Source organism: Shewanella sp. 10N.286.52.C2, assembly GCF_002874545.1.
Taxonomy (GTDB): domain Bacteria; phylum Pseudomonadota; class Gammaproteobacteria; order Enterobacterales; family Shewanellaceae; genus Shewanella.
In genome coordinates, this window is sequence record NZ_MCTV01000039.1 from 136,527 (window position 1) to 158,644 (window position 22,118).

Here is a 22,118-nt window from a genome sequence, read left to right on the forward strand (position 1 = left end):
TCTATGGCTACTCACGCATTATTAAATAACGTTGAACATAAAAATATAAAAATTATTACCGAACGTTCAGCTAAGTATGGCGATGACCAGTGGTTTTCACCGACTTTTGTCGCTGAATTTAAAACGGTTCAGGCTCATTACCCGATTATGTTTCAAAAAAATGCTGACACAGGCGAGTTTACGCCAGTCACCCTGTTTGGGTTTAAAAATAATGAAAACTTATTCTTAAATGAAGGTAAGTGGGATGCCAGTTATATCCCGCTTTCAATGCAAAGATTGCCATTTTACATTGGCACTCAGCATTCGGTAATGAACGGGGTATCTGAGCCACAAAGAGTCATTACCTTAGATATGGACTCACCTAGAGTCAATGATGAGCAGGGCGTTGAACTGTTTTTACCTTTTGGTGGCAATAGTGAATATTTGGAGAATATGGCCAATATACTTGAGGAGTTACATCAAGGGCTCAATGCGAATGCATTATTTGTTGCTGCACTCACTCATTTTGATTTACTTGAAGCGGTGACTATCGACGTGACGTTAAATAATGACAGTCAGCATCAGTTAATTGGTTTTTATACTATCAATGAAGATAAGCTAGCCAGTTTGGCGGCTGATAAAGTGATTAAATTACATCAATCAGGGTATCTTGAAGCCATTTACATGATTATTGCTTCTCAGGCGCATATGAGAAAACTGGTTGAACGTAAAAACAGTCAACTGACCCATTAATGGGATTTTGATGATAAATACTTTATCAGTAAATTTGTTTATTTATTATCATTAATTCGATACCGTATCATGGCTATATATCTTTTAAACAAGCATGCAGGCTACTGAAATGAATAAAAAAATAACAAACGTAGTTATAGCTGGCGGTGGTACTGCTGGTTGGATGGCTGCTGCCGCTTTTGCTAAGTTATTAGGCAAGAATATTAATGTCACTTTAGTTGAATCTGATTTAATTCCTACCGTAGGTGTCGGTGAAGCAACCATACCGACCTTACACATTTTTCATGATTTATTAAAAATCAACGAAGCTGAATTTATGGCTGCGACGAATGCCACGTTTAAATTAGGTATTTCTTTTGAAAACTGGCGTGATGTTAATCAAGACTATATGCATTCATTTGGTTACATAGGCCAAAGTTGCTGGGCTGCAGGATTTCAACATTTTTGGTTAAAAGGTGTTAAGCAAGGGGTTGCCAGTGACATAGGCGATTACTGCCCTGAACACGTGGCAAGTCGTGTAGGTAAATTTGCAGTGCTAGCTAATCATGATAGAAATCATGCGTTTCATACCGATGCAGGACTTTACGCCCGCTTTCTACGTCAGTTTTCTGAAAAGTATGGCGCTAAACGCATTGAAGGAACGATTTCAAAAGTAAATTTAAATGAACAAAATGGTTTTATTGAATCGTTAACATTAGCTGATGGTCAACAGATTGCTGGTGACTTATTTATTGATTGCACCGGTTTTAAAGGCATGCTGATAGAAGAAACACTGCATACCGGTTATGACGATTGGCGTCATTGGTTACCTTGCGATAGCGCAATTGCGGTGCAAACGAAGCAAACGAAACCACTGGTACCTTATACCCGCTCTATTGCGCATCCTTGTGGTTGGCAATGGCAAATACCGCTGCAAAATAGAATGGGTAATGGTTTAGTCTTTTGTAGTCAATATCTGTCTGATGATGACGCTAAATCATTACTGCTTGAAAATATTGAAGGGGAGCTGATCAACGAGCCTCGAGTTATCAAGTTTCGGACTGGTACTCGACGTAAGCATTGGAATAAGAATTGTGTCGCTATCGGTTTATCCAGCGGATTTATTGAACCACTTGAATCAACCAGTATTCATTTGATCCAACAAAGCATTGTTCGATTAATGCAAAACTTGCCAACAACCGCAATGGAAAGTGGCGTGGTTGACAATTTTAATCAAAAGATGCGAATTGAAATTGAGAATATTCGTGACTTTATTGTGCTTCATTATCATGTGACAGAGCGAAAAGACAGTGAGTTTTGGCGCTATTGTAAGCAAATGGATATCCCTGAAAGCTTACAAAAAAGAATAGATTTATTCAAACAAAGTGGCCAAGTGTATAAAACAGATCAAGAGTTGTTTGGTGAAGCTTCATGGCTACAAGTGATGTTAGGCCAAGGCTTGATGCCTGAGCAATATCATCCTATTGTCGATAACATGTCTGATGACGAATTGGCGCAGTTTTTAGGTACCATTAAACAAAGCATCGCTAGACGGGTAAATAGCTTGCCTAACCATGTGGATTTTATAAATAACTACTGCAAGTCTACAATCAGTTAAGGCGCTATGTTTAGTATTAATGCTGATATAAAGCCTCGTATTGAATATATCGGTAACAGTAAAATACCTATTGTTATTATTGATGATTATGTCGCGGACATCGAGGTTGTTCGTGACCAGATCATTACTGCTTGTCAGTTTATACAGGATAAACATACCCAATACCCGGGGATCAGAAGTGCCATGTCCAAAGCTGATGTGGTTGCTTACTTAAAACCACTGATGCAAGCCTTGTATTCTATTTTTAATTTGCCTAAACACCTTACGCCAAGCCCTTGTGATAACTATTACTCACTGTTGACCACAGCAGAAGCTGATTTGTCATTAATACAAACCATTCCACACTTTGATACTTATCATCCTAATCTTATTGCCTGTATTCATTACTTATCTTGTCATCAACATGGCGGTACCGCTTTTTTCCGCCATAGACGTAGTGGCTATGAATTTATTAATGAAGCCCGATTAGCAGAGTACCAAACAACACTTAATACTTTACAGCATAGTGGCTACTGCACTGAGGAACATCCAGATTTTGAATGTTATAAAGTAATCCCATATCAGCAGAATCGGTTAATTATTTTTCCTGGGCAACTACTGCATTCAAGTCTGGTAAAACCGGCATTTGATATCAATGACAATCCCATTACCGGTAGATTGACGGCAAATTTATTCGTCAAATTTAAATAGGATAATATTACAAATGCATAAATTTTTACTCGTGGTATTTATAGCCATTGTTGGTTTTAACCACCAACACAGCCACGCGACAGGTTTCGAAACCTTAGCGGCTAAACAATTCAACGTACTATTATTTACTAAAACAGCTGGCTGGCATCATAAATCTATTCCAGCAGGCGTCACGGCGTTTGAAAAGCTTGCAGAGAAACATTATTTCAATCTGATCTGGCATGAAGAAAGTCATTTCTTTAACGATGAGTACCTCAGCAAGGTTGATGTCGTGGTATTTCTATCTACTACGGGTGATATTTTGTCGAATGAGCAGCAGCAAGCACTTGAACGCTACATTCAGTCTGGAAAAGGTTTTGTCGGGATACATAGTGCATCGGATACTGAATATGACTGGGGCTGGTATCAACAACTCGTTGGGCATACGTTCGTTATACACCCGGTAGTGCAAACAGCTTGGCTGTCTAAAGTGTCTAGTGAATTTCCTGGTCTAGAATCAATGCCTGAAAAGATGCTGTGGACTGACGAATGGTATGAGTTTGGTGAAGCTAATTCAACGGGACTGAATTATCTTTTGACTGTCGATGAAACCAGTTATAACCCTAACGCTGATTGGGGCACCAAGCAGGGTAGCGGCATGGGTGATTTTCATCCTATTGCTTGGTATCACAACTTTGATGGCGGTCGATCGTTTTATACTTCATTGGGCCATATCAAACCAGTTTATCAAAATAAGCTTTTTTTAGACCATCTATATGGCGGACTATATTGGGCTGCTACGGGTAAAGGAATAGTAGATTAATTTGAATGAGTTGTTGATATACCTGCAATCGTTGATTGTAAGGTAAATAAGCCATTACCCGTGGTGATAAGAATGGTTTTTAAATCTTTACCACCAAAAGCCAAGTTGGTAATTTTAGGGGCAATATAAACGCTTTGAAGTAATTCACCTTGTGGGTTATAGACATATAATTTACCTTCATTATGACTGGCAGCATAGATGTTTCCGGCACAATCAACATTGATCCCATCTGGTGTATCAATGTTGATTTTAAAACTTAATGCCCCTAATTCATTATTTTCTGTAAGTTGGTGTGCAAATATTTGATGGCTATAATCACCTATATATAGAGTTTTGTTGTCAGGTGATAAACTAATCCCATTAGGTTTGATGAACTTAGTTGATAGTAAAGTGACTTCATTTTTAACATTAACTTTATAGACACCGGTGAAGGGGGTTTGTTGCGTTCTACCGCTTAATTGCCAGTCGGGATCGGTAAAGAATAATTCTCCTGAAGGATGCTTGATAAGGTCATTGGGAGAATTAAATTTTGCGCTGTTAAAGTCATTTACCATTAACACTCGTTCTTTGGTCGTTAGTGAAAATGTATTCACTGAGCGGGTGTCATGATTCATGCTGATTAACTGTTTATTCTCAGCTAGCAGTCCATTGGTACCGCTATTTTCAATAAACAACTCAACACCGTCTTGCTCATTCCATGAATAAATAGCTGCTTCTGGCCCATTTGTTTGAGGACCATTAAAATCCATTTCTGAAAAATAAAATTTACCTGTCAACCTAGACCAAGTTGGCCCTTCTAAGAATTTGAGTTGAGTGGTGATCAATTTAGGTGATAGGCCTTTTGCAAAAGGACGTATATCCTTAGGGCAGTTTGCAATTATGGTTGAATGTGATTTGGGGGCAATCAAATTGCTTTGTTGATCAGCGGCCTTTATGTTTGGTCCCAAGACTAGCATCAGCCCAAAAACAAAAACACGCTTTAAATTGCCATTAGTTAGTGTATTCATATCTAAACCGTCTCTTTGAATATTGTCATGTTTATCTACCATGCATTGATGCTCAAAAGCTTAGCCGCTTTTTTTGTATCAATAAATTAACAAAATAAATCCAAGTGGTCAAATTGACTATTACATTAAAATCCTCATAAGATAGCTAACACTATTTATACAATGGATGACAGGATGAAACTAAATACAAGGAAAGTAGGCGTAGGGAAACAAGCGTTAACGACATGCTTAGGCGTATCTAGCCTCGCAATATTAAAGTTATCAGTTTTAAAACTAGCTGTGATGCCAATATTTTTTTCAATGTTGTATTCAAGCCATGGCGTTGCCACTGAAGCTGAGATACAGAACGGTCTCATTGAAAATGAAGCTTTAAAACAACACATTAAAAATGATTTTAAAATTGGGGTAGCAGTGAATGATGAAATTGTCTCAGGACAGGATCCTCTTAGCGCTGGCATTATTTCCAAACAATTTAATACCATCACCATTGAAAATTCCATGAAGGCAGAAATCGTTAACCCACTTCCCGATCAATTCAACTTTACGGCAGCGGATCAATTTATTGATTTTGGAAAAAACAACAATATGTTCGTCGTAGGACACACGCTGGTGTGGCATAACCAAACGCCTGATTGGTTTTTTAAGCAAAAGAATGGTGAAGCAAACTCTCCAGAACAGCAAATTGATCGAATGGAGCAACATATTAAGCTAGTTGCAGGCAGGTATCTGGGCAAAGTGGATGCTTGGGATGTGCTCAACGAAGTCATTGGTGATGATGGTAACTATCGTCAAACCGTGTGGACTAATGTTATTGGAAGTGGTGACGAAATGGCAAAAGCCGCTTTTACCTTTGCCGCCAAGTACGCGCCTAATACCGAGCTTTATTATAACGATTTCAATGCCTGGAAACCGGCTAAGCGTGACGGTATTGTACGTATGATCAAGATGCTCCAAAGTGAAGGGATAAAAATTGATGGCGTCGGAATTCAAGCGCATTGGGGACTTAACTTTCCCAAAGGTCATCTCATCGAAGAGGCAATTGATGTATACGCAGCATTGGGGCTGAAGGTGATGATCACTGAACTCGATATTGATGTGTTGCCATTTACCAAAGAAGGGCAAGTTATTGGGCAAGGCTTTATGCACCCGCAGTTTCAAGAGCAAGAATTTAAAACTTACTTAGATCCATATTCAGATCATTTACCCGCTGACATTGAAGCAAAATTAGCAGCACGATATACAGAGCTATTTGATATATTCAAAACAAAGCATGAAAAGATCGACAGAGTCACTTTTTGGGGATTACATGATGGAATGTCGTGGAAAAATGACTATCCAATTCCGAACCGCACCAATTATCCGCTGCTATGGGATAGAAAACACCAACCTAAGCCTGCATTCAAGGCACTGTTTAACTAAACATCTGATTTCAAGCTGAATGCTTAGCGCCGCAGATAGACATTGTTGTTATTTATTACTTCAAACTCCCGATATTAGCGGTAGATAAACTTTGTAGCCATTTGGCTCTGGTTTAAACGGCTAATGTTGATAACGACTGTAATCATTCGTTTGATGCTGAAGTTAAATCGTCAGTAAATACAAGATTTATGTTACATAAATGTTTTAATAAGCAGCTAAATAGTCTATTTTAGATTAGCTTGTTGTCTAAAGGACTATTTGGTGGTTTCTCATTATAACCCTAGCAGTATAGGAATAATCATAATGAGTGCTTTGGACTTGATTTACAAAATGGGGAGAGCAACTGAAATCTTTACTCATCAGTTAGGCATTTCTTACCTTGGTATTAGCAGGCTATTAAGTTTCAGGCTTAATTGAGAGCCTGTAATTAAAGCCAATATTTATTCGGATTAGCGACTATCAGTCACTAATTAGATTCGTTTAAACGACAACTATTAACCTTGTTTGGTCGATGTCATGCATTAATATTCGGCCTGATTACTCACAAATAGCTGGACATGGAAAGTGATGAAAATAATTAATAAATTCAATAAACCTTTAATTGCAGGTTGTGCCACGATAATTTTAGCGCTATCAGGCTGTAATGATGACCAAGGTGTCACTCAGCAAACAAAACCTGAAGCAACAGCAACATTGACTCAAGATATTATTTTAAAGAATCAATTTGCTGAAAACTTTAAAATTGGTACAGCAATCAGTAAATCTCAAGTATTGAACCCTACCGATCCTGAGCTATTGTTAGCGGCTAAACACTTCAATACCTTCACGCCTGAAAATTCGATGAAATGGGAGTCGGTGAACCCGTTACCAAACGAATATCAATTTGATGTTGCTGATGCATTAGTTAGCTTTGCTGAGCAAAATAATCAACAACTTGTAGGTCATACTCTCGTTTGGCACTCGCAAACGCCTGACTGGGTATTTGAAGATGATGCGGGAAATCCTTTAAAACGTGAACAACTATTAAAGGTTATGGAAACACATATTAAAACTGTCGCTGGTCGTTATGCTGATCAAATATTTGCTTGGGATGTAGTGAATGAGGCACTTAATGAAGATGGCAGTTTGCGTGAATCAAAATGGCAGCAAATTATCGGCGATGACTTCATTGAACAAGCCTTTATTTATGCACAACAAGCAGCGCCTAATGCCAAACTGTATTACAACGATTACAATATGTTTAAGCCTGAAAAAAGAGCAGGTGCTATTGCGTTAATCAAGCGACTGAAACAAAAGGGCATTCAAATTGATGGTGTTGGTATGCAAGCGCATTACTCTCTTGATTACCCAGACTTCACCGAAGTTGAAGATTCAATTGTCGCGTTTGCTGCAGCAGGTGTTGATGTCATGGTCACAGAGCTTGATATTTCAGTCTTACCATTTCCTGAAAACTTAGCAGCAGGCGCCGACGTCTCATTAGATGTCGCACTGCAACAACAATATAACCCGTACGCTGCAGGTTTACCCATTGAAGTAGAGCAGCAATTAGCATCACGCTATCAAAACTTGTTTGCTCTCTATAAAAAACATAGCGACAGCATAGGTCGAATTACGTTTTGGGGGGTAAGTGACAAGCAAACTTGGCGCAACGGTTGGCCAATGGCAGGGCGAACTGATTATCCGTTACTCATTGATAGAGATATGAAGTTAAAAACTTTTGTGAATTCTTTATAAGCCTTTATATAAACTACAAAACAGCCACTCTTTGAACAATCACTGAGTGGTTTTTTATTGCTGTTGGAAAAATCAAGGGATTGGTTTTCTTGAATTTCAGCTTGAACTATTACGATTAATGGAAGGGTTAGAGCAGCTAACTGGAGTTTAATTAACGTTAAACCTTTTATAAGGGTGATTATTTACACGTTTGGTGCTGGAAATACGTTAGCAATCATCATTGGAGTAACTCTAAGAGAAAGTGCTGATTTTTAGATAAAATGCGGTATCTAGAAAATGGCATAGTATTAAAAGGAAGGAATTACAGACATAAAAAAACCAGCATAAGCTGGCTGAATTATTATGATTTGAAATGGTACAACTGAGTGGATTCGAACCACCGACCCCTACCATGTCAAGGTAGTGCTCTAACCAACTGAGCTACAGTTGTAACGTGTCTTTCAAAAAATATGGTACAACCGAGTGGATTCGAACCACCGACCCCTACCATGTCAAGGTAGTGCTCTAACCAACTGAGCTACGGTTGTATTTTTGTAAGATGACATCTTCATGTAATCTTTGGGACGAGCGATATATTACGGGATACGCGTTTTGATGCAAGCAAAAAAATCAAAAATATGAACGAGTGGCGATTTGCTGTGCAAATTGAGTCATATAGCAGCGTAGGCGTGTTTTTTTTAAACATTATCAGCATGCTCATCTCGTTCAAATTTTATAACGACTAGTTAAAATTAACTTCTATCTTCCAATACTGCTTTGAAATTAGCATTCTTTTGAATATAAATAAGTCGTAATGCAAATAACACTGCAGCACTGGTTAAGCCCGCGATTAAGCCTATCCAAAAGCCATGTGCGCCCATCGCAGGTACAATGATATCTGTACGCGCAAGTATATAGCCAAGTGTCATGCCAATGGCCCAGTAAGAAACTAAAGTAATATAAAAGGCACTCTTAGTGTCTTTATAACCGCGAAGAGCGCCAGCAGCCACAACTTGGATAGAATCAGATAATTGGTATAAAGCTGCAAGGAACATTAAGCTACCCGCTAGCGCAACGACTTCAGGGTTATTATTGTAAAGGAGGGCTATTTCAGTTTTGAACGATACAGTAATGATTGCCGTTACCACTGCTAATGAGAATGCAATGATTAGCCCGATTTTTGTCACCAGTTTTGATATTTCTAATTTATCTTGCCCTAGGTAATAACCCACTCTAATCGAAACGGCAATACCGATTGATAATGGCAACATAAATACAATAGATGAGAAGTTTAGGGCAATTTGATGGCCTGCAACAACGTTAGCACCAAGGGGGGCGAGCAATAAAGCTATAACTGCAAATAGACTGACTTCAAAAAATAAAGCCATAGCAATAGGGGTGCCATGCTTCATCATTTCCCAAATGGTTTTCCAATTTGGCTTATTTAATGTCGAAAATGGCGCTATCTCAGCAAATTTCTTGTGAAGTTGCATGTATATCATCATGGCAAATAACATAGCCCAGAACACTAATGCAGTTGCAATACCACAACCAGCACCGCCCATCGCAGGGACCCCGAAATGACCATAGATAAAGATATAGTTGGCAGGGATATTAACCGCAAGACCGACAAAGCCAATAACCATCGTCGGTAATGTATAAGAGATGCCTTCAGAGCAGCCCCGTAGTATTTGGTACAAAATAAATGCAGGTACACCCCACATAAAACCATGTAAATAGCCTGCACTTAACTCGGCTAATTCAGGTTCTAAAGCCATCATGGTAAAAATAGTTTTAGCAAATGAGAGGAACAACAACACACCAACACTGCCAATTATGGCAATATAGAATGCTTGCGACATCAAGGGTTGGATTGCTTTTGGATTATTAGCGCCGTGATGATGGGCAAACACTGGTGTAAATGCCAACAGTAGCCCTTGCACAAACAATAAAGCAGGTAACCATAAGCTGGTACCAATCGCGACTGCAGCCATATCGACAGCGCTGACTCTACCGGCCATAACAGTATCGATAAATCCCATCATTGTTTGGGTAACTTGAGCAATTAATACTGGCATTGCCAGTTGGATTAATTTTTTGGCCTGAAAGCCTGTGTTATTCATTTAAAAACCTTCAACTAAAGAGCACAAATATGTTTACTGGTATCGTACAAGCGACGTGTGATGTTATTACAATTAAAGCACAGAGTGGTTTAAAAACATTTGAAGTTAATATTCCAGAAGAGCTACAGCATGGTTTAGAAACTGGTGCGAGTGTGGCAAATAACGGTGTTTGTTTAACGGTCACAAAGCTGGTGAATAATAGAGTTTATTTTGATGTAATGGAAGAGACCTTACAGCTAACAAACTTAAATTTTATTGAACCGGGTGACAAAATCAATATTGAACGTTCTTTGACCTTCGGAAAAGAGATAGGTGGCCACATTTTGTCAGGTCATGTTCATACCATGGCAACAATTACCCACATAAGTCATACCGATGAGCATTACAATTTAACATTAACAGTACCGGCTAAATGGATGGATTATATCTTCTATAAAGGTTTTATAGGCGTCAATGGATGCAGTTTAACGGTAGGAGAGATTGATCAAGACCAGTTCAAGTTACATTTGATCCCAGAAACGCTCAAATTAACTAATTTGAGTGACTGCAAACTGGGTGACAAAATCAATATCGAAATCGATAGTCAAACTCAAGTTATAGTCGATACAGTAGAAAGAATTTTAGCTAAAAAATCATTGCTAAAATAGCCTACAAAGGCTTAGATTGATGACACATTCTAAGCTACTACATCTAAGCCTATTAAAGCAGGTTTTTACATGTTCAACTGTTAATAGAACTGTTCATCATCAGAATCTATAAATAATTGAATGGTTCTATTTGAATCGTTTACTTGCAATCGCATATGGATTGGATTGCAGCACACTCGACAATCATCATAATACTCTTGATCTCCACAACTAGTATCAATATGAACATGTTGATTATGGCCGCAATGCGGACAACTTATTACTCGGCTGACTAAATTCATAACTTCCCCCAGTATTTAACATTAAAGCATTTGCAAAACTAAAAAACCTTTAACCGTTTAGCAGCAAGCAGGATTGAGCTTGGAATTAAGTATAGTAAACATTAGTAAAACTCGCGTAATGCCAAAGTTGTCAGTTGAGGTAGCAGCTGCATTGGCTATTAAAAGTTAATCGAGTCATCCAAGAAGTGTAAAAAGCTGTTGTGATGGTGTTTTATTCAATTTTGCGACTGAGTTAGCTTGCTTGCAAAAGGCCTTTTCACATACAATGCGTATTCATGCCACTTATGACTCAGACTCCTGTAATGTCTGATGTTCGGTGGCATTTCTTTTATATATTAATTACCAAGTGGCCCTACGTGTGGGTCACCACTGGATAAGGAAATGAAATGCCTATTATTACTTTGCCTGATGGCAGCAAACGTGAGTTTGCCGATTCTGTTTCTACTTTAGATGTCGCTGCCGACATCGGTCCTGGTTTAGCTAAAGCGTGTATTGCTGGTCGTGTGAACGGTGAACTCGTTGATGCTTGTGATTTAATTACCACAGATTCAGAACTTTCAATCATTACGGCTAAAAATGAAGAGGGTGTTGAAATCCTTCGCCATTCTTGTGCGCACTTATTAGGTCATGCTATTAAGCAAATGTGGCCTGAAACTAAAATGGCAATCGGTCCAGTTATTGATAATGGCTTTTACTACGATATCGATTTAGATCACAAGCTTACTCAAGAAGATATCGATGCGTTAGAAAAACGTATGCAAGCATTAGCTAAAACAAATTATAGCGTTGTTAAGAAAGTGGTTTCTTGGCAAGAAGCCCGTGATACGTTCGAAGCTCGTGGTGAAGAATACAAAATTGCAATCTTAGATGAAAATATCAGCAAAGATGCAACCCCAGCGCTTTACCATCACGAAGAATATATTGATATGTGTCGTGGACCTCATGTACCTAACATGAAGTTCTGTCAAAACTTTAAGTTAATGAGTGTTGCTGGTGCATACTGGCGCGGTAACTCTGACAATAAAATGCTACAACGTGTTTACGGTACTGCTTGGGCAGACAAAAAAGCTCTTAAAGTACATTTAAACCGTCTTGAAGAAGCGGCTAAACGTGACCACCGTAAAATTGGTAAACAGTTAGACCTTTATCATATGCAAGAAGAAGCGCCAGGAATGGTGTTTTGGCACAATGATGGTTGGAGCTTATATTTAGAGCTTGAGAAGTTTATTCGTCAAAAACTAGGGCAATACACTTACCAAGAAGTTAAAGGTCCATTAATGATGGATCGTAACTTGTGGGAACGCTCTGGCCATTGGGACAAATACGCTGATGCGATGTTCACAACGAACAGTGAAAACCGTGAATATGCGATTAAGCCTATGAACTGTCCGGGACACGTACAGATCTTTAACCAAGGGTTGAAGTCTTACCGTGATTTGCCATTAAAAATGGCTGAGTTTGGTTGTTGTCATCGTAACGAACCATCAGGTTCTTTACATGGCCTAATGCGCGTTCGTGGCTTTACTCAAGATGACGCACACGTATTCTGTACCGATGACCAAGTTCAAGAACAAGTCAGTGAATGTATTCAAATGGTGTATGACACATACGGTACGTTTGGATTTGAAAATATCGTCGTTAAATTATCAACTCGTCCAGAAAAACGTATTGGTGATGACGATATGTGGGATCGTGCTGAAGAAGCATTAAAGAAAGCACTTAAGGCTAATGATATCGAATTTGATATTTTACCTGGTGAAGGTGCGTTCTATGGCCCAAAAATCGAATTTACTTTGCATGATTGCTTAGATCGTGCGTGGCAATGTGGTACAGTGCAACTTGATTATGCGTTACCTTCTCGTTTAGGTGCTACCTATGTTGCTGAAGATAACACTCGTCAAACACCGGTTATGATTCACAGAGCTATTTTAGGCTCACTTGAGCGCTTCCTCGGTATTCTAATTGAAGAGTACGCAGGTAAATTCCCGACATGGCTTGCACCAGTGCAAGTAATTGTTATGAATATTACTGATAAACAGTCTGATTATGTAGATGAAATTGTTAAAACTTTCAAAGAAAGTGGTATTCGTGCATCTAAAGACTTGAGGAATGAGAAAATAGGCTTTAAAATACGTGAACATACGTTAAAGCGTGTACCTTATTTATTGGTCGTTGGTGATCAAGAGATAGAAAATAAGGAAGTTGCGGTACGAACGCGTGACGGTATCGATTTAGGCAAGATTAAAATCAATGATTTTATTGCCAAGATACAAAAACAAATTTCGAACCGTAGTCTAATTTTGTTGGAGGAATAGGTCATAAAGATCAAGAGAGCAGCAGGGCGACAGCCAGCCCCTAATCGTATTAACGAAGAAATCACTGGCGTACCAGAAGTTCGTCTATCGGATATCGAAGGCGAATCTGTTGGAATCGTAAGTATTTCACAGGCTCAAGAATTAGCTGATGAAGCAGGTGTAGACCTGGTTGAAATTAGTCCTAACGCTGAGCCTCCGGTCTGTCGCATTATGGACTACGGTAAGTTCCTTTTTGATAAAGCGAAAGCTCAAAAAGAACAAAAGAAGAAGCAGAAACAGGTCCAGCTGAAGGAAATTAAATTCCGTCCTGGCACTGATGAAAACGACTATCAGGTAAAACTACGCAACCTGATTCGTTTTCTAGAAGATGGGGACAAAGCGAAAATTACGCTGCGTTTCCGTGGTCGCGAAATGGCACACCAAAGCTTAGGTATGGATCTTTTGAACCGTATCAAAGCAGATTTGGAAACATATGCTGTTGTTGAATCTTTCCCGAAAATGGAAGGTCGACAAGCAGTTATGGTCCTAGCACCTAAAAAGAAATAGTAGGGCAACCAATTAAAAAGTAGCAAAATCCTTTTTGAGGGTTTTGCTCGCCTTACGTTTTATTAATGTCCCAATGCGGAGTTTTAGCAATGCCTAAAATGAAAACAGATAAGGGTGTCCAAAAACGCTTCAGAAAAACCGCTAATGGTTTCAAGCGCAAACAGGCACACTTACGTCATATTTTGACAAAGAAGAGCACTAAGCGTAAACGTCACTTACGTGCTAAATGTTTAGTAGCTAAGTCTGATGTGCCAGCAATTGCACGTCAACTACCATACGCTTAATTAAAGGAGATATGAACAATGCCTAGAGTTAAGCGTGGTGTAACCGCTCGTGCTCGTCACAAGAAAGTACTTAAATTAGCCAAAGGTTATTACGGAGCTCGCTCTCGTACTTTCCGTGTTGCTGTTCAAGCAGTAACTAAAGCTGGTCAATATGCTTACCGTGACCGTCGTCAAAAGAAACGTCAATTCCGTCAACTTTGGATTGCACGTATCAATGCGGCATCTCGTCAAAATGGTCTTTCTTATAGCCGTTTCATTAACGGTCTTAAAAAAGCTTCGATCGAAATCGATCGTAAAATTTTGGCTGACATCGCTGTATTCGACAAAGTTGTTTTCACAATTTTAGTTGAAAAAGCAAAAGAAGCTTTAGCTAAGTAATTAGTTATTATTCTTTAAAAAAGGAACCTTAGGGTTCCTTTTTTTATATCTAAAATTTAGAATCTTGCCATTGTGTTTGACTTATTGGAAGTAGGTGTTATGAAAACCCAGTTAGCAACAGACAGATTATCAATTGCTATTATGACGCTTGATGATGCCGATTTACTTTACGCTCTAGACCAAAATCCCGATGTGATGAAATATATAAACGGCGGAAAACCTACCTCAAAATCTGATATAGAACATATTTCTATACCACGTTTGGCAAGTTATTTAACGCCATCCAAAGGGTGGGGCTTTTGGAAGGTGTTTGAAAAGCGAGAACTAGATACTGTTGATCGTCGTGATAACTTTGTTGGTTGGATATTGATTAGGCCCATGGGCTTTTTCAGTGAGACCCCTGAATTTAATAATCTTGAAATTGGTTGGCGATTCAAACAATCAGCTTGGGGGAAAGGTTATGCGACAGAAAGCGCCAAAGCAGTGATTAAATTATTGGTAGAGGAACAACCAATTATTGAACGTTTTACAGCAATAGCGGATAAGGATAATTTAGGTTCAATTAAAATTATGAAGAAAATAGGAATGGAATTTATCTGTCAGCAGTTTCATTCAGATGTTAATGGCAAAACTGAAGTTGTAATATACAGTTTGAAAGTTAACCATTAAAAAAATGAGTAATGTGCAGTAATAGTGTTAAACAAAAACTGGTCAACTGTATAAACAACAGCCTTCACCTGTGTTATTCACATCGATAAAATACCAACAATAAAAAAGCCATCACAATAATGGATGGCTTGTCGCTACTAGCTCACTATGTGTAAACTAGTAGATTACAAAGTGACGATTCTACTTTTGTGCGTCTAAGTAACGCTCGGCATCTAACGCAGCCATACAACCTGATCCTGCTGAAGTAATAGCTTGACGATAATGTTGATCCATTACGTCACCACAAGCATAAATGCCTTCAACACTTGTCTGAGTTGCGTTACCTTGAAGGCCACTGTTGACGGTAATGTAACCGTAGTTCATATCAAGTTGACCGTCAAAAATACCGGTGTTTGGGCTATGACCAATCGCAATGAAAACGCCAGCAACCTCTAAATCTGAAATTGACTCATCTTTAGTGCTTTTCATTTTAAGACCGGTAACACCCATGTTGTCACCGACGACTTCATCAAGAGTTTGATCTAAGTGTAGGATGATATTGCCATTAGCAACTTTATCCATCAGACGGTTGATCAGGATCTTTTCTGATCGGAAAGAATCACGACGGTGGATTAAATGCACCTCAGAAGCAATATTACTTAAATAAAGCGCTTCTTCAACAGCAGTGTTACCACCACCAACTACAGCCACTTTTTGGTTACGATAAAAGAAACCATCACAGGTAGCACAGGCTGATACACCACGGCCCATAAATGCTTCTTCAGATGGAAGGCCTAAATATTTGGCAGATGCACCAGTTGCAATGATTAATGCGTCACAAGTAAACTCACCATTGTCTCCTTTTAATCGGTAAGGGCGCTGGCTAAAATCAACTTCATTAATATGATCAAAGATAATTTCAGTATCAAACTTTTCAGCATGTTCTTGCATTCTTGCCATTAATGCTGGACCGGTTAAGCCATTAGCATCGCCTGGCCAGTTTTCAACTTCAGTAGTCGTAGTCAGTTGACCACCTTGTTGCATCCCAGTGATCATGACAGGCTTCAAATTTGCACGTGCTGCGTAAACTGCAGCAGTATAACCAGCAGGGCCAGAACCTAAAATTAACAGGTTAATATGACGAGCTTGACTCATTTTTTTATTTCTCCATTACATGCTTTAAGCAATTTGCATGGATTGTAGGGAATTTACAGGGTGGGGTAAAGTAGCGATTGCTCCAAGATATAGATTGAGGCAATCGATACCGTACACAAAAGACACCAAGGACTTATCGCATTAGACTTTTACATGCTAATAACTAATATGACAACTTGGTAAGCCATTCTTTTCTAGATAGTTTTGGTGGTATTCTTCCGCCGGATGAAAGGTTTGAACCGGTACAATTTCAGTTACAATTTGTCGTAATCCCCATTTACCACTTTGAATTAGCAACAATTTAGATTGCTCTGCTAATAATTTTTGTTCTTGGCTGTGGAAAAAAATAGTGCTTCGATATTGGCTGCCAATATCACCACCTTGCATATTTAGAGTGGTTGGATTGTGGTTTTGCCAAAAAACGGTCAACAACTCTTCATAGCTAACGATATGTTCGTCAAACTCAACCTGTACCACTTCTGCATGGCCCGTTACGCCCGCTTTCACTTGCTCGTAGGTCTGAAATTTGTCATTTCCCCCCATATAACCGCATTGTGCTGCAACTACACCATTTATTTGTTTAAAAAAATATTCAACGCCCCAAAAACAGCCTGCACCAAAAGTTGCTATAGTCATACGATACCCGTAAAGAAGTCTAGATGGCTAAAAGTATATTTATTCTAATAAATAATGCAAGCAAAGATTTACACTCTGTTAAATGTTACTTAACGTTAGCTTCCCCTAAATGTGATAGAATCCGACTACCGTTTGAAACCATTCAATATTTAAAGCCGCATCAAGGAGTCAGCGTGTTTCAACAATTAATGGATGACAAAGATTTTTTAGCATTTACGTTAACTAACATTAATAACAAGGTGCCAGAACAGCGCTTTGAATTGTCAAATAAAACAACAGTTACGATTTTAGATAACGGGATTATTTGTTTTAATCCAGCTCAAGGGTCGACTAAAGACATTGTTTTATCTTGTGCCATACATGGTAACGAAACAGCACCTATTGAAATCTGTAACGAACTCATAAATAATTTATTAAAAGAAACAATCGTTACAAAACAAAGAGTCCTGTTTATAATTGGCAATCCAGATTCCATACTCAGCCAAACACGCTTTGTAGAAGAGAATATGAATCGTTTGTTCAGTGGGGCACATTCTTCCGGTTTAGGTTTATCAAATAAAGAAAGAGTTAGAGCAAAAAAATTAGAGGAATATGTAGCTAATTTTTATCTTCAAAATAATAGCTCACAACGAATACATTACGACTTACACACCGCGATAAAGCCGTCTAAACATGAGAAATTTGCGATTTATCCTTACAGGCCTGGACGTAGCTTTAGTGCTGATCAAATTATGTTTTTAGCGGGTTGTGATGTTGACACCATTTTATTCCATCATGAACCTACCACTACTTTTAGCTATTATTCATCAGAACAATTCAAAGCCGATGCATTTACAGTCGAACTGGGTAAAGTGATGCCTTTTGGCGAGAATGATATGTTAAAATTTGCCAATACTAAAAAGATGCTTTTGCAGTTGATAACTCAACAACAAGTTGAACTAGCTCCTTTTGATAAAGACAAACTTCACTTATATAAAGTGTCTCGTTCCATTAACAAGCAGTTTGATGATTTCAAATTCACCTTTGATAAGACAACGGTAAATTTTTCTGGGTTCAAGCAAAATCATGTATTAGCAACGGAAGGTGACACTGAGATTAAGGTCATTTATCCATACGAAGCTATCGTTTTTCCTAATGAAAATGTACCTGTGGGCCAACGTACAGTATTATGTTTAGTGCCAGCACCTAATGAAGACATTCAATAAGTTGTAAAGCTAAATATACATTATATATGACAGGATATTCACTAAGTGGAATGAACATTAGTTGATAGTAAGTTTACGTTAACGTAATGTTCGTTCGCATATAATAAATTACGCTTTATTTTTAAGGCTACAAATAACAAGAGCACAATATGAGCAACGCAACACTGACTAATGAAACAGTGCATCGTGTCAGCTTCTTAGACAAAGCTTCATTGCACATTCCTATTTTAAAAATTCTACAAGCTGATGGCACAACTTACGAAAATGCCGTCATGCCCGTTATTGATAAAGCCTTGGCTGAACGTATACATGATACTTGTGTTTTTACCCGAGTATTAGATGAACGTATGTTAAGTGCTCAAAGGCAAGGTCGTATTAGTTTTTATATGACTTGTACTGGCGAAGAAGCCTCTATCATTGGCAGTACTGCTGCACTTGATGACGATGATGTCATATTGGCGCAATACCGAGAGCATGCATCACTTAGATATCGTGGTTTTACCACTGAACAATTTATGAATCAAATGTTCAGTAATGAAAAAGATTTAGGTAAAGGCAGACAGATGCCAATTCATTACGGTAGTAAAGAATTAAATTACCAGACAATTTCATCACCACTAGCGACTCAAATACCACAAGCTACCGGTGTTGCACATGCTTTTAAATTACAAGGCAAACGTAACGTTGCTATTTGTTATTTTGGCGAAGGTGCAGCATCAGAAGGTGACTTTCACGCAGGCCTAAATATGGCTGCAGTTTTAAAGTCACCAACGATCTTTTTCTGTCGTAACAATGGTTACGCGATTTCAACGCCAACTGAAGAGCAATTTGCAGGTAATGGCATTGCCAGTCGTGGTGTTGGTTATGGTATGCACACTATTCGTGTTGATGGTAACGATATGCTTGCGGTACTCGCAGCAACTCAACAAGCTCGAGCTCATGCGTTAGAACATAATGCGCCAGTACTCATCGAAGCGATGACGTACCGTTTAGGTGCACATTCATCTTCAGATGACCCATCGGGTTATCGTTCAAAAGAAGAAGAAGCTAAGTGGGAGCAACATGATCCTGTTAAGCGCTTTAAACTTTGGATGATCAATAAAGATTGGTTAAACGAAAAAGATGATGCTGCAGCTTATGAACAATACCGAGAAGAAGTACTTAATGCCGTTAAAGTGGCAGAAAAAGTGGCTTTACCGCATATCGACTTGTTAATCACAGATGTATTAGATAAACCAACACCTGCTTTAGAGAAACAATTAGCTGATTTAAAACAACATATTAAAAAATATCCTAAGTCGTATCCTAAAAGTGCAGGGAGAATTTAATCGTGGCTGAAATGAACATGTTACACGCCATTAATGATGCGTTATCAATTGCGATGACCGCGGATGAAAGAATGGTGGTATTTGGTGAAGATGTTGGACACTTTGGTGGTGTTTTTCGAGCGACATCTGGACTACAAGAAAAATTCGGCCGTGATCGTTGTTTCAATACACCGTTAACCGAGCAGGGTATTGCTGGCTTTGCTAATGGCTTAGCCTCAAATGGCATGACTGCTGTGGCAGAGATCCAATTCGCTGATTATATCTTCCCTGCATTTGACCAAATCGTTAATGAATCAGCAAAATTCAGATATCGCAGTGGTAATCAATTTGATGTTGGCGGACTGACTTTTAGAACCCCTTATGGTGGCGGTATTGCAGGCGGCCATTATCACTCGCAATCTCCAGAAGCGTACTTTACCCAAACGCCTGGTTTAAAAGTTGTCATTCCACGTAACCCAGAGCAAGCAAAAGGGCTGTTACTTGCTTCTATACGTGACCCTAATCCAATTATTTTCTTTGAGCCTAAGCGTCTTTATCGTGCTTCAGTTGGCGAAGTGCCCGCTGGCGATTATGAAATCGAACTAGGTAAAGCAGAAGTGGTTAAATCAGGAACTGATATCACATTACTAGGTTGGGGCGCGCAAATGGAGATCCTTGAAAAAGCAGCGCTTATGGCTGAAAAAGAGGGTATTTCATCTGAAATTATCGATTTGCGCACTCTGGCACCATGGGACATAGAAACCGTTGCTGCTTCAGTTAAGAAAACGGGTCGGTTATTAATAAACCATGAAGCGCCGTTAACAGGTGGCTTTGCTGGTGAAATTGCAGCAACAATTCAGCAGGAATGTTTCTTAAGCCTTGAATCACCCATTAGCCGAGTATGTGGTTTAGATACACCATACCCGCTTATTCTTGAAAAAGAATACATGCCAGATGAGCTTAAAACATTCGAAGCCATTAAAGCATCAGTTAATTTCTAGGAGCAAGATATGATTAAAGATTTTATTTTGCCGGATATTGGTGAAGGTGTTGTTGAATGTGAGCTTGTCGATTGGATGGTTAAAGAAGGCGACTTAGTCGTTGAAGATCAACCCATCGCTGATGTCATGACCGATAAAGCTTTAGTGCAAATTCCTGCACCACATGGTGGCGTAATTACTAAGCTGTATTATGCCAAAGGCGATATTGCTAAAGTACATGCACCACTTTATGCCGTAGATATGGATGCAACTGCTGCCGAACCTTTTGTCATTTCGACAGCGGCGGAAGTAAAAAATGATTCAAGCCATACACCTAGCAATGCCTCGATTCAAAATACGCCACAAGCCCCTGTTACAGGTAAAGCGATTGAAGAGTTTTTATTGCCAGATATTGGTGAAGGTATTGTAGAGTGTGAACTGGTTGAGTGGTTAGTCGAAGAAGGCGATAGCGTGGTTGAAGATCAACCTATTGCTGATGTGATGACAGACAAAGCTTTGGTTCAAATTCCAGCAATAAAAAATGGCACTATTGTTAAACTTCATTATCGAAAAGGCCAGCTTGCAAAAGTACATGAACCTTTATTTGCCATCGAAGTTGAATCTACCTCAGTAGCAAATACCCTTGTAGATGATGCTCCAGCAACCCAAGTGGCTTTAGATGTTTCACCTGAGCCTGTTATACAAGGCAAAGCATTAGCCAGTCCTGCAGTGCGACGTTTAGCCCGCAGCTTAGATATCAATATTGCTGATGTGAAAGGAACAGGCAAAAGTGGCCGTGTCTATAAAGAAGATATTGAAAGCCACTTAACTGCAGCGACGCCTAAATCTACGACAGTTTCTACTCCTGTGGTCAATAACCAAGCCCCAGCAGTTACGCCAGCGACGACCGTGTCAAGCGCTACTGATAAAGTCGAACCTATCAAAGGTGTTAAAGCGGTTATGGCGAAAATGATGGTGGAGTCTGTTTCGACCATTCCGCATTTTACCTATTGTGAAGAGTTTGACTTAACAGATCTAGTTGCCTTGCGCGCCGAAATGAAGCAACGCTACTCTACTGATGAAGTTAAGCTAACAATGATGCCATTTTTCATGAAAGCAATGTCGTTAGCCATCAATGAATTCCCTGTGCTGAATAGCCAGGTCAATTCCGAGTGTACTGAGCTGACGTATAAAGCTTCTCATAACATAGGTATGGCTGTTGATTCAAAAGTTGGTTTGTTAGTACCTAATGTAAAAGACGTGCAAAACAAATCTATTCTAGAAGTTGCTGCTGAAATTACTCGTTTAACCACTGCTGCTCGTAGTGGCCGCGTTTCACCTGCAGATCTTAAAGGTGGCACGATTTCTATTTCTAATATTGGTGCACTCGGTGGCACAGTGGCAACGCCAATCATCAATAAACCTGAAGTAGCCATTGTAGCGTTAGGTAAACTGCAAACTCTACCGCGCTTTAATGAAAACGGTGAAGTTGAAGCGCGTAAAATAATGCAAGTTAGTTGGTCTGGCGATCATCGCGTAATTGATGGTGGCACCATTGCCCGTTTTTGTAATTTATGGAAGCTCTATCTGGAACAACCTCAAGAGATGTTATTAGCCATGCGCTAATTACTTCACCTTCAAAATAGGTTACCC

General features: G+C 39.1%; 21 protein-coding genes and 2 tRNA genes. 16 read left to right on the plus strand and 7 right to left on the minus strand.

The window, feature by feature from the left end; all coding sequences use genetic code 11:
• The first annotated feature begins 3 nt into the window (after nucleotides 1–3).
• The 4 genes from BCU94_RS14385 (at nucleotide 4) to BCU94_RS14400 (ending at nucleotide 3,821) form a co-directional block, all read left to right on the plus strand.
• Entirely contained in the window at nucleotides 4–732 is a 729-nt protein-coding gene (locus BCU94_RS14385) for a SapC family protein (RefSeq protein ID WP_102435441.1), read from the plus strand.
• A 109-nt stretch (nucleotides 733–841) separates the two neighbouring features.
• Complete coding sequence (locus BCU94_RS14390; protein WP_102435439.1) at nucleotides 842–2,329, plus strand: tryptophan halogenase family protein; 1,488 nt, start codon at nucleotides 842–844, stop codon at nucleotides 2,327–2,329.
• A gap of 6 nt (nucleotides 2,330–2,335) precedes the next feature.
• A complete protein-coding gene (locus BCU94_RS14395; protein WP_102435437.1) occupies nucleotides 2,336–3,019 on the plus strand; it encodes a DUF6445 family protein in 684 nt (227 codons plus the stop codon).
• Between the two features lie 13 nt (nucleotides 3,020–3,032).
• Complete coding sequence (locus BCU94_RS14400) at nucleotides 3,033–3,821, plus strand: ThuA domain-containing protein (protein ID WP_102476773.1); 789 nt, start codon at nucleotides 3,033–3,035, stop codon at nucleotides 3,819–3,821.
• Here BCU94_RS14400 and BCU94_RS14405 read toward each other — a convergent pair.
• The gene (locus tag BCU94_RS14405) at nucleotides 3,818–4,870 is read right to left on the minus strand and encodes an SMP-30/gluconolactonase/LRE family protein (RefSeq protein ID WP_102476774.1); all 1,053 of its coding nucleotides are present in this window, start codon (nucleotides 4,868–4,870) and stop codon (nucleotides 3,818–3,820) included. The two genes, BCU94_RS14400 and BCU94_RS14405, sit on opposite strands and share 4 nt — an antisense overlap.
• A gap of 132 nt (nucleotides 4,871–5,002) precedes the next feature.
• Here BCU94_RS14405 and BCU94_RS14410 point away from each other — a divergent pair, with 132 nt between their 5' ends.
• Nucleotides 5,003–6,247, plus strand: a complete 1,245-nt coding sequence (locus tag BCU94_RS14410) for an endo-1,4-beta-xylanase (RefSeq protein ID WP_241905015.1) — start codon at nucleotides 5,003–5,005, stop codon at nucleotides 6,245–6,247.
• Nucleotides 6,248–6,814: 567 nt separating this feature from the next.
• Nucleotides 6,815–7,981 (plus strand): endo-1,4-beta-xylanase, encoded by a 1,167-nt coding sequence (locus tag BCU94_RS14415; RefSeq protein ID WP_102476775.1) that lies wholly within the window; start codon nucleotides 6,815–6,817, stop codon nucleotides 7,979–7,981.
• A gap of 353 nt (nucleotides 7,982–8,334) precedes the next feature.
• Here the strand turns inward: BCU94_RS14415 and BCU94_RS14420 are convergent.
• The 3 genes from BCU94_RS14420 to BCU94_RS14430 all read right to left on the minus strand — a co-directional run bounded on the left by BCU94_RS14420 (nucleotide 8,335) and on the right by BCU94_RS14430 (nucleotide 10,083).
• Nucleotides 8,335–8,411 (minus strand) — tRNA-Val (locus BCU94_RS14420).
• Between the two features lie 20 nt (nucleotides 8,412–8,431).
• Nucleotides 8,432–8,508: transfer RNA gene (locus tag BCU94_RS14425), tRNA-Val, on the minus strand.
• Between the two features lie 204 nt (nucleotides 8,509–8,712).
• Nucleotides 8,713–10,083, minus strand: a complete 1,371-nt coding sequence (locus tag BCU94_RS14430; protein WP_102435429.1) for an MATE family efflux transporter — start codon at nucleotides 10,081–10,083, stop codon at nucleotides 8,713–8,715.
• Between the two features lie 29 nt (nucleotides 10,084–10,112).
• On the opposite strand from BCU94_RS14430, the gene BCU94_RS14435 reads away from it, so the two are divergent.
• Nucleotides 10,113–10,730, plus strand: coding sequence for a riboflavin synthase subunit alpha (locus BCU94_RS14435; RefSeq protein WP_102476776.1), 618 nt, complete (start codon nucleotides 10,113–10,115; stop codon nucleotides 10,728–10,730).
• A gap of 80 nt (nucleotides 10,731–10,810) precedes the next feature.
• Here the strand turns inward: BCU94_RS14435 and BCU94_RS14440 are convergent, their stop codons facing one another.
• Nucleotides 10,811–11,011, minus strand: coding sequence for a CPXCG motif-containing cysteine-rich protein (locus BCU94_RS14440; protein WP_102435425.1), 201 nt, complete (start codon nucleotides 11,009–11,011; stop codon nucleotides 10,811–10,813).
• Between the two features lie 386 nt (nucleotides 11,012–11,397).
• On the opposite strand from BCU94_RS14440, the gene thrS reads away from it, so the two are divergent.
• From thrS to BCU94_RS14465, 5 genes are all read left to right on the plus strand, one after another.
• The gene (gene thrS / locus BCU94_RS14445; protein WP_102476777.1) at nucleotides 11,398–13,326 is read left to right on the plus strand and encodes a threonine--tRNA ligase; all 1,929 of its coding nucleotides are present in this window, start codon (nucleotides 11,398–11,400) and stop codon (nucleotides 13,324–13,326) included.
• 3 nt (nucleotides 13,327–13,329) lie between these two features.
• The gene (gene infC / locus BCU94_RS14450) at nucleotides 13,330–13,872 is read left to right on the plus strand and encodes a translation initiation factor IF-3 (RefSeq protein WP_076540890.1); all 543 of its coding nucleotides are present in this window, start codon (nucleotides 13,330–13,332) and stop codon (nucleotides 13,870–13,872) included.
• 89 nt (nucleotides 13,873–13,961) lie between these two features.
• Nucleotides 13,962–14,156 (plus strand): 50S ribosomal protein L35, encoded by a 195-nt coding sequence (gene rpmI / locus BCU94_RS14455; RefSeq protein ID WP_055023949.1) that lies wholly within the window; start codon nucleotides 13,962–13,964, stop codon nucleotides 14,154–14,156.
• A gap of 18 nt (nucleotides 14,157–14,174) precedes the next feature.
• Nucleotides 14,175–14,534, plus strand: coding sequence for a 50S ribosomal protein L20 (gene rplT, locus BCU94_RS14460; protein WP_076540889.1), 360 nt, complete (start codon nucleotides 14,175–14,177; stop codon nucleotides 14,532–14,534).
• A gap of 99 nt (nucleotides 14,535–14,633) precedes the next feature.
• Nucleotides 14,634–15,203, plus strand: coding sequence for a GNAT family N-acetyltransferase (locus tag BCU94_RS14465; protein ID WP_102435421.1), 570 nt, complete (start codon nucleotides 14,634–14,636; stop codon nucleotides 15,201–15,203).
• A 180-nt stretch (nucleotides 15,204–15,383) separates the two neighbouring features.
• Here the strand turns inward: BCU94_RS14465 and trxB are convergent, their stop codons facing one another.
• Nucleotides 15,384–16,337: a thioredoxin-disulfide reductase gene (trxB, locus tag BCU94_RS14470; protein WP_102435419.1), complete on the minus strand. Its 954-nt coding sequence runs from the start codon at nucleotides 16,335–16,337 to the stop codon at nucleotides 15,384–15,386.
• Between the two features lie 156 nt (nucleotides 16,338–16,493).
• A complete protein-coding gene (gene msrA / locus BCU94_RS14475; RefSeq protein ID WP_102435417.1) occupies nucleotides 16,494–16,973 on the minus strand; it encodes a peptide-methionine (S)-S-oxide reductase MsrA in 480 nt (159 codons plus the stop codon).
• A gap of 173 nt (nucleotides 16,974–17,146) precedes the next feature.
• Between msrA and astE the strand changes: the two genes are divergently transcribed.
• The 4 genes from astE to BCU94_RS14495 all read left to right on the plus strand — a co-directional run bounded on the left by astE (nucleotide 17,147) and on the right by BCU94_RS14495 (nucleotide 22,091).
• A complete protein-coding gene (gene astE / locus BCU94_RS14480; protein ID WP_102476866.1) occupies nucleotides 17,147–18,178 on the plus strand; it encodes a succinylglutamate desuccinylase in 1,032 nt (343 codons plus the stop codon).
• A gap of 149 nt (nucleotides 18,179–18,327) precedes the next feature.
• Nucleotides 18,328–19,506 (plus strand): thiamine pyrophosphate-dependent dehydrogenase E1 component subunit alpha, encoded by a 1,179-nt coding sequence (locus BCU94_RS14485; RefSeq protein WP_102476778.1) that lies wholly within the window; start codon nucleotides 18,328–18,330, stop codon nucleotides 19,504–19,506.
• Nucleotides 19,507–19,508: 2 nt separating this feature from the next.
• Complete coding sequence (locus BCU94_RS14490; RefSeq protein ID WP_102435413.1) at nucleotides 19,509–20,486, plus strand: transketolase C-terminal domain-containing protein; 978 nt, start codon at nucleotides 19,509–19,511, stop codon at nucleotides 20,484–20,486.
• A gap of 9 nt (nucleotides 20,487–20,495) precedes the next feature.
• On the plus strand, nucleotides 20,496–22,091 hold the full coding sequence (locus BCU94_RS14495) for a dihydrolipoyllysine-residue acetyltransferase (protein WP_102476779.1): 1,596 nt from the start codon (nucleotides 20,496–20,498) through the stop codon (nucleotides 22,089–22,091).
• Nucleotides 22,092–22,118 lie beyond the last annotated feature (27 nt).